Origin of the sequence: Microcystis sp. M083S1, from assembly GCF_020246405.1 — a bacterium.
GTDB classification, from domain to species: Bacteria; Cyanobacteriota; Cyanobacteriia; order Cyanobacteriales; family Microcystaceae; genus Microcystis; species Microcystis aeruginosa_C.
This window is the reverse complement of the sequence record NZ_JADBTB010000163.1, coordinates 1-9,311: the sequence shown is the minus strand read 5'-3', so window position 1 is coordinate 9,311 and position 9,311 is coordinate 1. Positions and strand designations below refer to the sequence as shown.

Genomic DNA, 9,311 nt, shown 5'->3' with positions numbered 1-9,311 from the left:
CCAATACCTGCAAATTGTTAGTCGATAGGCCTAAATTGACATTAATAGACGCGGGAGATGCTGCCCCGGAAGCATCAATTGTATTGTTGCTAAATCCAGCGTTGGCAATGATAGTTTCAACTTGGAACAGTTGATCTGTGGCTCCACCGCCTTTGAGAACAGAGCCAGTCGGTAGCAGGATAATGCTGCTGCCAAAACTGCCGTAATTGGCCACATCAGTCCCCGTACCACCATTAAAAAAATCACTGCCTAAACTGCCAAAAAGAGTGTCATTGCCAATTTCCCCTGAAAGATAGTCATCCCCACTACCGCCGTCGAGGAAGTCATCACCATCACCACCATTAAGGACATCGTTACCGCCTAGCCCAAAGAGTCTGTCGTTGTCAACACCACCCTCAATGGTGTCTGCGAGAGAGTTACCCGTGAGCGTGTCATTGCCCGTCAAGCCCAGAATTGTCCAGTTATCCACAGCTAGTGCCGTGAAAGAGTTGAGGCCTAAGAAGTCGATGTAGGTTTGAGGCATATTACGACAGTTAATGTCAAGAAATGTTAATGTAAAAATATTAGTAGTTTAGTTAAGTTTTGTAAATCCCTTAATAAAACTTAATATTTGTTCGTGGAAACACCCTATCCCGACGACGGGTGCATCTCATACTGGCGAAAATAGCCACAATCGGCAATTATCGGTGACTCTCATTTAATACACATATACTAACAAGTACCTGTAAGCATCTCACCAAAAAGCTAATGTGCGCTGGCGTTTGGGGACGGCACTCTGATCACAGTCTTCTCCTCCCCAACGGGGGTTGGGAGGTAGAATACCGCAAGGGCTTGGATTGAGCGATAAAATCGGAAGTAATAAGTAGGTGGCTGTTAAAAATTGTCAGACACCCCCTGATTAAAGGTAGGACTGATTCATTCTCCGAATCTAATTCTTTTGTTGCTACCTTTAATCGCTTATGAGGTAAGCAAAGCACGACGTTTTGAAAAATTTTCAGATATTTATTCCGAGAAATCGACTAAAAACTTTGCCAGATAAGGATTTGAGAGAATGACATTTGAGAGAATGAAACGACCCTACCTGATCAAGGGGGGCAGGGGGAATCAAAGACAAAATCTATCTTCAATTTAATTGAAACCAATTACTTACTAATATCATTTTTCAAAAGTAATGAGAGACTTAGTTGATCATTTCAAAGCGCAATTGCTCTCTGAAAAGGGAATTTCGCTCTCAGATGTTAGTCACGATTATTGAAAATTGGTATAATCTAGGAGAAATTTTGACTTTCTTATTCTATTAATATGCCAACTTATCCTGATATCTCCAGTCAAGCTTTTAAACATCCCCTAGATCAGCAGGCTGAACAGGCATTAAGATCAGTTCCGGGGTTTGACTTATTAGCGAAAAGTTTTTCCGAATATCTCTATGAACGTCCCCAGCAAATTTTATTGATGGGCAATGATCTAAAAGTCGGCCCGCGTCAATACGCCACTTTATACGGTATCTATCGCCAATGTCTGCGGGATTTAGATATGTCCCCAGAACCGAATCTTTATGTCAGTCAAAACCCTTCAGCGAATGCCTATTCTTTGGGTTCTGAACATCCCTACATTGTCTTTAATACTGCCCTTTTAGACCTCTTAGATGAAGAAGAAATTCGGGTAATTCTTGCCCACGAATTAGGACATTTAAAATGCGATCATAGTATTTTAATTCAACTGTCTTTTTGGGTGATGGGGGCGGCTAATTTGCTTGGAGACATCACCTTAGGACTAGGAAAAGCCATTACTACTGGTCTAGTTTATGCCTTTTATGAATGGCGAAGAAAAGCCGAATTATCCGCAGACAGAGCCGCTTTATTAGTTACCGATGATTTAAATTTAGTCCTGAGAACTTTAATGAAATGTGCAGGAGGAAGTCAAAAATACCTGCATGAATGCAACTTAGAAGAATTTATTCGCCAAGGGGAGGCCTACCGACAATTAGACCAAGATAACTTAAACCAGATTTATAAATTTATCATTTATAATGGCGGTAATGGTTCCTTTTTAACCCATCCTTTTTCCGTAGAAAGAGTGCATTATCTACAGGAATGGTTTAACTCGGAATCCTATCGTCAAATTCGCCGGGGAAACTATGCCAAAACAGGGGTAAAAAGCTCGATTAATGTTGATGCTAATGATAGGGAAAGCGAAAGATTGCAGCGACAAATAGCAGAACTACAAGCAGAAATTGAACGGGCAAAAAGACAAAGAAACCCTGAATAATCTATACGAAGGCAGGAGACAGGATTCAGGAGATTGCCTTTATTTATTCTCCCTTCTCCCCACACCCTACACCCCACACCCCACACCCCACACCCCACACCCTTTACTGATCACTGAAAATTCTCTTGTCTGTGTTTTGCCGATTTGGTGAGTACAATAGAGGTATCGGGGACCGAGAATGGCAATTCTCCCTACGATGATCCATAAACACTTACCCCCACTCTCTCTTTTTTGTTCTACTGCCCATGCTCCAAGATACCCAATCCATTCGTTACTATCAAAGACTAACCGATGACATGGTGGATCTTTGGCACCGTGGCTCCCGTTTTGATGAGATCCGGCTATATGTAGAAGGCTATTTAGCCTGTTTACGCGATTCTAGTTCCATAGAACCCTATCTAATTCATCGTCTCGAAGAAGAAATATTTCGTTTTCTGCGAGATCCTTCTAATTTTGAATATCTCTCCCCCCAAACCCAAACCCAAACTGAGGCAGATTATGGCTATTATTAACCTTTACTCTTGCCTCATCTCCACAAGCAATTTAAATGCGCGGACAGCTGATCAGGACAATTGGGGATTTTTACGAGAGATTTACTGAGCTTGACAGGAACGAGATTGGGTCATCTGTAGAACAATAGTATCGATCGCTTTCACCAGGGCCTGTCCGGAAACCCGTTGATTATTAACGATAATGCTAAATAACATCGGTCCTTGGTTGGGGTGTTCTAGATAACCCGATAGGGCCCGCACACCGGTAAGAGTGCCGGTTTTAGCGTAAACTGTGCCAGTGGCGGCCGTCTGACGCATCCGGTTTCTCAGGGTGCCACTAATTCCCGCCACAGGTAAGGAAGCATAGAAAGTATCGCGATTAGGAGAATAATACATCACCCGCAAAATTTCCACGATCGAGCGGGGAGTAGCGGTATTACGGCGGGATAATCCCGAACCATCGGCTAAACGAAAACCACTGGGATTGATGCCCAATTGTGCCAAGATGGCAGTAACATTTTTAGCACCGCCGATAAAGCGAAAAAGAGTGTCAGCGTAGAAATTATTACTTCTCTGATTAGTGATATTAACCCAATCGCGCAGGGATTTTTTCTGAATTGTCGTTTCCGGGTTCATCACCTGTAAAGCGGCAGCCGTGGTAAATAACTTTGTATTAGAAGCGGGGATAAAATAGCGATCAGCGTTATGACTATAAATAACTGTTTGGCGATCTATAGATTCGATTAATATACCCCACTGATTGGGAGCTTGACCGATAATTTTATCGATATTTGCCCCGATCAATTGAGTACAGGTATTATCGATGTTATTGTTTTCTGGCGGGGGAACGTATAATTCTATGGATTCGTTCGACGAGGAAGGAGGGGGATAAACGGAGAGATTAACTTGAGCGATGCTAGGGTAGGCCAAAGCGATAGTGGCTACACTGGCCACTGTCAGGGAATTGAGGCAGTTGAGGAGTTGTTTCATGCTGTGTTTGTGTAAGAGTCTGGTTTCCGTAAGCGTTCGCCCTATTGTACCAGTTGCCGCTCAAGTGTCAACGTTACCTTTCTAACAGATTTTAGCGGCTAATTCACACCAATGCCAGAGAAGAAAGCTTGTCATAGCCCGGAACTGCACTGATACCGCTTCTCAAGACCGTTTGGAATTTTTCTGGGTTCCAAAATCGTGCTATTTTGATACTGTTGACATTGCTGATGACAATTTGGGGATAATAGAAGCAAAGTCTAGGAAAAGGGATGTAAAACCCATGTATTCTGTCTCAGATGACTCCAAAACAATGACGAATACCAGCCGTCAAACTGTTCTAGAGACGTTAAACTTACAAAAAACTTATCGGACGGGATTCTGGTTAAATAAGAAAATCGAATCCTTGAAAAACTGTACTTTAATTGTCCATGAGGGCGAAACCTTTGGATTATTAGGCCCGAACGGAGCCGGCAAAACCACGCTCTTAAAAACCCTTTTGGGGATTGTCCGACCCACTTCCGGACGGGCCTTGATTCTCGGTCAACCAATTGGCGATCGCTCGGTCAGGCAACGCATCGGCTATCTTCCCGAAAATGCCTACTACTACGACTATCTCACCGGCTGGGAATTCCTACAATTAATCGGCGGCATTTTTAAGATTCCCTCTTCTGTGCAGAAAAAACGCATTCCTGAATTATTGGATTTAGTGGGATTAGACCGCAAAACTGCCCAGAAAAAACAATTGCGTCAATATTCTAAGGGGATGATGCAACGGATCGGTATAGCTCAAGCATTAATCAATGATCCCGAATTAGTCTTTCTCGATGAACCGATGTCGGGACTCGACCCTATCGGTCGCTATCAGGTGCGAGAAATTATTCAATCCCTCAAACAACAGGGGAAAACTATCTTTTTTAACTCTCATATTCTCTCCGATGTGGAACAAATTTGCGATCGCATTGCCCTGTTAGCTCGGGGAGAATTACTCTGTGTTGGTTCCCTCGACCAAATTCTCGGTCGTGCTGATGTCTATCAGGTGATTGTTCAAGGTGGTAGGGAGGATCAACTACAGCAATGGATACTCGGTTTACATTGGCGCGATAATTTTTGGCACGGACAATTACAGGGAGAACCCGATGCTTTTCTGGCTGCCCTGTCTAGTATGGATGCTCGCTTGATTAGTCTTAATTTAGCTCGTGCTTCCCTAGAAGAATTTTTTATCGACCAATTACGTCAGCGCGGTATGACCTCTAGTCAATAGGCACTCTCGGAGCAAATCCGTTTTTAATAGTAGCCCAGAAACATTCTCTCAGATTTGGTCAGGATTAATGCCCAATTCCCGCAGTTTCTTGGCTAATCTTTCCGCTCGTTGTTTTTCCTCGTTATAGCTGGTGAAAGCTTGTCCATCGGGATAAAAAAGCAACATTTCTGGTTCCCCCAACTGAAAACGAATGCCTAAACGGGGACTAACCCAATGATCAAGGGTGTCAAGAATTTCTAGCTGATTTTCGCCTCTTATCCAACCACTGGCATCGTTTTTATGGGGATCATAAAGATAATACTCCTCGACCCCATAACGGTCATAAAATAGCTGTTTTTTGGCCATTTCCGTGAGGGTGTTACCCGGAGAGAGGATTTCAAAAACCACCTGGGGACTAATGTTATTTTCTAGCCATTGTCGATAGGAACCTCTTTCCCCTTTTTGTCTCCCAAAAACCACCATGATATCCGGCGCTTGACGCAGTTTATGATCATTTTCCACGGGATACCAAAGTAAATCCCCCGCAACAAAGACATCAGACTGCTCGCGAAATAGCCAGTCTAAATTAGTTTTAATTGTTGTGATCCAACGAAATTGCTGGGTATTATCGGCCATGGGTTGACCATCGCTATCGGGGTAGATAATTTCAGTAACGTTAGTTTTATCTAGTTGTGAAACCATAGGACTAAGTTAAAAGGGAAAAATATAATTATATAATAGCGGGCATTTGTATTATATGGCAATTCGTCGGCTGGGTTAGCAAGGCCTAAGCGACCATCTCTTGACAAATCGCATTAATTATATATTACTCTATCTCGCTCCATACTGATATTTTTCTGAAGCTAGAAGGGTATATTAAGAGAGATTCCGAGGCTCTTCTAGGTTGTGTGTGATAAGTTTAACTTACTATATGATCGATCAATCTTTGTGTCCTTTGTGTCTTTGTGGTTCGTTCCATCCCCTCGCTAGGAGGAATGTATCTTAGAATACATTTTACCTACCAAATCCAAGAGAGCCGATTCTGATCAACGGTTATTGAGATAAATCTATTATGCTTATTTACTTTATTCATGGAGTGGCCACAAGAGATGCTAGTTATGCCAATAAATTAATCAAACTAATTGAAGAAGAATGTAAACGCAAAAATCAGGCGATTCCCTACTGTTATGCAGGTTTTTGGGGAAATGTTCTCAAAGGAACCGAAAAGTTATGGCGAGATATCGAGCAAGAATTACAGACACAAAAACAGAAAAATAGTAATTTTAATCCCGAACAATCCTTTCGCTATCAAAATTTTAGAAAAGAGTATTTATCTTATTTTATTGGTGACGCATTTACCTATTTAGGCAGCGATCGAGGAACCCAAATTCGCCGCATTATTGCCGATCAATTAATCGATCTTATTCAAGCTTATCCCCGGGAAACCGAATTACATATAGTCGCCCATTCTTTGGGTACTGTAATCCTTTGGGATCTGTTATTTTCTGAGCGTTTTGATCCTAAAGATCCCGCTCATGAAATTCGTGATCTTATCGGTAAAGAGCGGGGCAAAGTTTCCCTATCTAGTGTAACAACAATGGGTTCACCGATCCCATTTTTAAATCTAACTCTAGGCATTGATACTAATCAAATTGAAAAATTTATTACCCAGCATCAAGGCCAGCGTTTGCTCTGGAATAATCTGATCAATTCCTCCGATATTATCGCTTATCCAATTCGTCCTCTTTTTGATTCTATAACCGATGTATCCAAGATTTTAATGAGCGATTATTATCTAGAAGCGACTGGCAATATTTTTGATTCTGTAGAAATTGCTGCCGTTGTCTTAAATTCCCTTAATGCTCATACCTATTACCTAACATCAGATAAAGTGGCTAAAAATATAGTAGAGACAATTTATTTTAATCAGCACGATTATAATCATGGCAATAGTTACAGTGATAACACCTGTGTTGAGCTTGCCATAGAAAGAATAGCTAAAATATCTGGAGTGACTAAAGATCTGGCAAAAATGAAACCTTTAAAAGAAAAAATATTACTAGAAGGTAAATTTAAAGATGCCAGTGGTTATATTTATTTAAGCTCAGATTTATATCGTGTTCATCATGTTTATATACAGGACAATCATCAAAATATCGTATATGCTGTATATGTGGGCTGGATTCATGTAGAGGGACTGAAAAATTCTGTCACCGAAATCATCAGACAGCTATGTTATGTCAACGATGAAGCAAAGAATAGCTAATAGCTGCGCTATACTGCCATTATTGAGATTAAGCCAGCATTTATGAGTCAATCCCCCCGTATTCTAGCACTCGATTTTGATGGTGTTCTTTGTGATGGCATGATCGAGTATTTTCAGATTAGCAAACGCACCTATGAAACCCTTTGGCCGGAAATAATTCCCGAGGATTTTTTCCCGAGGTTTTCGCAACTTCGTCCCGTTATCGAAACCGGTTGGGAAATGCCTTTACTGTTGCGATCGCTCGTTCTCGGTATTCCCGACGAGGAAGCTTTAAATAATTGGCCGTCAATTGCTCAAAATCTGCTAGAAAGGGAGAAAATAGCGAAAAAAGTTCTCTCAAATGCTCTCGATGGTCTTAGGGATCGATGGATTGAGTCGGATCTAGAGTCTTGGTTAGCCTTACATCAATTTTATCAACCCGCGATCAATCGCCTGGCCTCTCTTTTAGACTCGGATTTTTTGGTTTATATTATCACTACAAAAGAAAGTCGTTTTGTCAAGCAATTGTTACAAAAAGTAGCAATTAATTTTCCGGCAGCGAGATTAATTGGCAAGGAAATTAAACAGCCGAAATACCTGACTATTCAGCAAATACTGGCTGATTTACCCGAATCTCCCGCTAATTTGTGGTTTGTCGAGGATCGTCTCGATGCTTTGGAATTAGTGCAGCAACAAGCAGATTTAAACGACGTGGGCTTATATTTAGCCGATTGGGGCTATAATACCGTCCAAATGCGCCAAAAAGTCGCTCAAGATACCCGTATTAAACTGTTATCCCTATCTCAATTTGCGGCAGACTTCACCCACTGGTAAAGTCGGTGACGAAAAATATTAAAACTTCCCCCATTACCCCATGAGCATTGTTAAGCTTTCTTCATACACTTGTACTAATTGTCAATTTCTTCTACAATGGCCATAGGTCGATATTTTAGAAATTTTGTGGAGCTATGATTGACTGCCTGACTGTGGCTCGCTACTTTATTATCAGAGCTTACGAGGATGGTATAGACGCTGAAATGACTAATATGAAAGTCCAAAAGCTTTTATATTATGCACAGAGCTTGCATTTGGCCCTATACGATGAACCATTGTTTAAGGAGGAAATTCAAGCATGGCGTTACGGTCCTGTTTGTCCTGCTGCTTATAAGTTCTACAGTGATTTTGAGGCTGAACAATTACCAATTCCTCGCCAAGAATGCCTGTCTGGGCTGCCATCGGAGAAAAAAGAACTTTTAGCAGAAATTTGGCAATATTTCGGTAACTACCACGCCTATCGGTTGAGTGATATGACTCACGCGGAATTTCCCTGGAAAAAGGCTCGTAAAGGTCTGCTACCAGAAGAAAGTTCCACAGAGCCAATTCTCCTTGATGATATGAAAGCATTAGGTTATCAAAAGCTTGATTTGATAGAACAGGAACATCCGGCCTACAAAGCAGCCATGTCTGAAGTTTTGAAGGAGGCATTGGCGACGGAATCTTCTCATCGTATTGGGAAAGGAGAAGTGCATGACTGGCTCAATTCCCTTCTCGATTGAATCTTCTGACAACTTCGAGCGCTCTTTCAAAAAACTGGCAAAAGTTCACAAAAATAGCTTTGTTGAACTTATTGCCAAAACTTTAGAGGATTTAATCGATGACCAATATCCCCATAACTCCCGCCAGGAACCTCTACCGGGGAAAATTCAGTTGCCGGAAGGCTGGACTTTTCACAAGCTCGATATCCGGGTTTCAAAAGGTGCTGCGGGGCAAATTAGATTAATGTATTTGGTGAGCGCGACTACCTACACAATTAAACTGGTTTGGATTTACAGCCTTGACATCCTCACCGCCGTAAACGGACGGTGATTCCCAAACCTCACGATTTAGGTTTCTGCTTCTTTCCCTTGCGGGGTTCCGCACCTGCCTTAACAGATTCACTCTGTTCTGGTCTTATGGTCGCTCTACAGACTGACACCGCAAGCCCTGCGGCCAAAATGTTTTTACTGGCGTTAATATCTCGGTCATGGTGTGTTCCACAGTCTGGACAATCCCATTCTCGAACATTTAACGGCATTTT

The 9,311-nt window shown here is 41.9% G+C and carries 11 protein-coding genes; 7 read left to right on the top strand and 4 right to left on the bottom strand.

All coding sequences use genetic code 11. From position 1 onward, the window contains the following. Nucleotides 1-523: calcium-binding protein (locus IM450_RS15380; RefSeq protein ID WP_425590319.1), on the bottom strand; the 523-nt coding region annotated here is incomplete at its 3' end. 779 nt (nucleotides 524-1,302) lie between these two features. On the opposite strand from IM450_RS15380, the gene IM450_RS15375 reads away from it, so the two are divergent. Then, nucleotides 1,303-2,268 (top strand): M48 family metallopeptidase, encoded by a 966-nt coding sequence (locus tag IM450_RS15375; RefSeq protein WP_149977018.1) that lies wholly within the window; start codon nucleotides 1,303-1,305, stop codon nucleotides 2,266-2,268. A 245-nt stretch (nucleotides 2,269-2,513) separates the two neighbouring features. Then, a complete protein-coding gene (locus IM450_RS15370) occupies nucleotides 2,514-2,780 on the top strand; it encodes a DUF6761 family protein (protein WP_002739044.1) in 267 nt (88 codons plus the stop codon). An 81-nt stretch (nucleotides 2,781-2,861) separates the two neighbouring features. Here IM450_RS15370 and dacB read toward each other — a convergent pair whose 3' ends face one another. Next, entirely contained in the window at nucleotides 2,862-3,749 is an 888-nt protein-coding gene (gene dacB, locus IM450_RS15365; protein WP_287669977.1) for a D-alanyl-D-alanine carboxypeptidase/D-alanyl-D-alanine endopeptidase, read from the bottom strand. Between the two features lie 280 nt (nucleotides 3,750-4,029). Between dacB and IM450_RS15360 the strand changes: the two genes are divergently transcribed. Continuing rightward, nucleotides 4,030-5,010, top strand: a complete 981-nt coding sequence (locus IM450_RS15360) for an ABC transporter ATP-binding protein (protein ID WP_004267983.1) — start codon at nucleotides 4,030-4,032, stop codon at nucleotides 5,008-5,010. A gap of 48 nt (nucleotides 5,011-5,058) precedes the next feature. Here IM450_RS15360 and IM450_RS15355 read toward each other — a convergent pair whose 3' ends face one another. Then, a complete protein-coding gene (locus IM450_RS15355; RefSeq protein ID WP_287669974.1) occupies nucleotides 5,059-5,691 on the bottom strand; it encodes a Uma2 family endonuclease in 633 nt (210 codons plus the stop codon). Between the two features lie 370 nt (nucleotides 5,692-6,061). Here IM450_RS15355 and IM450_RS15350 point away from each other — a divergent pair, with 370 nt between their 5' ends. From IM450_RS15350 to IM450_RS15335, 4 genes are all read left to right on the top strand, one after another. After that, nucleotides 6,062-7,255, top strand: a complete 1,194-nt coding sequence (locus IM450_RS15350; RefSeq protein ID WP_287669972.1) for a hypothetical protein — start codon at nucleotides 6,062-6,064, stop codon at nucleotides 7,253-7,255. 42 nt (nucleotides 7,256-7,297) lie between these two features. Further along, nucleotides 7,298-8,068 carry an HAD family hydrolase gene (locus IM450_RS15345; protein ID WP_287669970.1) on the top strand — a complete coding sequence of 257 codons (771 nt, stop codon included), beginning with the start codon at nucleotides 7,298-7,300 and terminating at the stop codon, nucleotides 8,066-8,068. 134 nt (nucleotides 8,069-8,202) lie between these two features. Then, a complete protein-coding gene (locus IM450_RS15340; RefSeq protein WP_287669968.1) occupies nucleotides 8,203-8,790 on the top strand; it encodes a Panacea domain-containing protein in 588 nt (195 codons plus the stop codon). Then, nucleotides 8,762-9,100 (top strand): hypothetical protein, encoded by a 339-nt coding sequence (locus tag IM450_RS15335; RefSeq protein WP_004267992.1) that lies wholly within the window; start codon nucleotides 8,762-8,764, stop codon nucleotides 9,098-9,100. The genes IM450_RS15340 and IM450_RS15335 overlap by 29 nt, the downstream gene beginning before the upstream one ends. Nucleotides 9,101-9,110: 10 nt before the next feature. Here the strand turns inward: IM450_RS15335 and IM450_RS15330 are convergent. Then, the coding region (locus IM450_RS15330) for a zinc ribbon domain-containing protein (protein ID WP_287669966.1) at nucleotides 9,111-9,311 on the bottom strand (201 nt) is incomplete at its 5' end.

What these genes read in the sequence shown, in the direction of transcription:
- IM450_RS15375 (WP_149977018.1), top strand. Translation starts at nt 1,303, where the DNA reads ATGCCAACTTATCCTGATATCTCCAGTCAAGCTTTTAAACATCCCCTA.
- IM450_RS15370 (WP_002739044.1), top strand. Translation starts at nt 2,514, where the DNA reads ATGCTCCAAGATACCCAATCCATTCGTTACTATCAAAGACTAACCGAT.
- dacB (WP_287669977.1), bottom strand. Translation starts at nt 3,749, where the DNA reads ATGAAACAACTCCTCAACTGCCTCAATTCCCTGACAGTGGCCAGTGTA.
- IM450_RS15360 (WP_004267983.1), top strand. Translation starts at nt 4,030, where the DNA reads ATGTATTCTGTCTCAGATGACTCCAAAACAATGACGAATACCAGCCGT.
- IM450_RS15355 (WP_287669974.1), bottom strand. Translation starts at nt 5,691, where the DNA reads ATGGTTTCACAACTAGATAAAACTAACGTTACTGAAATTATCTACCCC.
- IM450_RS15350 (WP_287669972.1), top strand. Translation starts at nt 6,062, where the DNA reads ATGCTTATTTACTTTATTCATGGAGTGGCCACAAGAGATGCTAGTTAT.
- IM450_RS15345 (WP_287669970.1), top strand. Translation starts at nt 7,298, where the DNA reads ATGAGTCAATCCCCCCGTATTCTAGCACTCGATTTTGATGGTGTTCTT.
- IM450_RS15340 (WP_287669968.1), top strand. Translation starts at nt 8,203, where the DNA reads ATGATTGACTGCCTGACTGTGGCTCGCTACTTTATTATCAGAGCTTAC.
- IM450_RS15335 (WP_004267992.1), top strand. Translation starts at nt 8,762, where the DNA reads ATGACTGGCTCAATTCCCTTCTCGATTGAATCTTCTGACAACTTCGAG.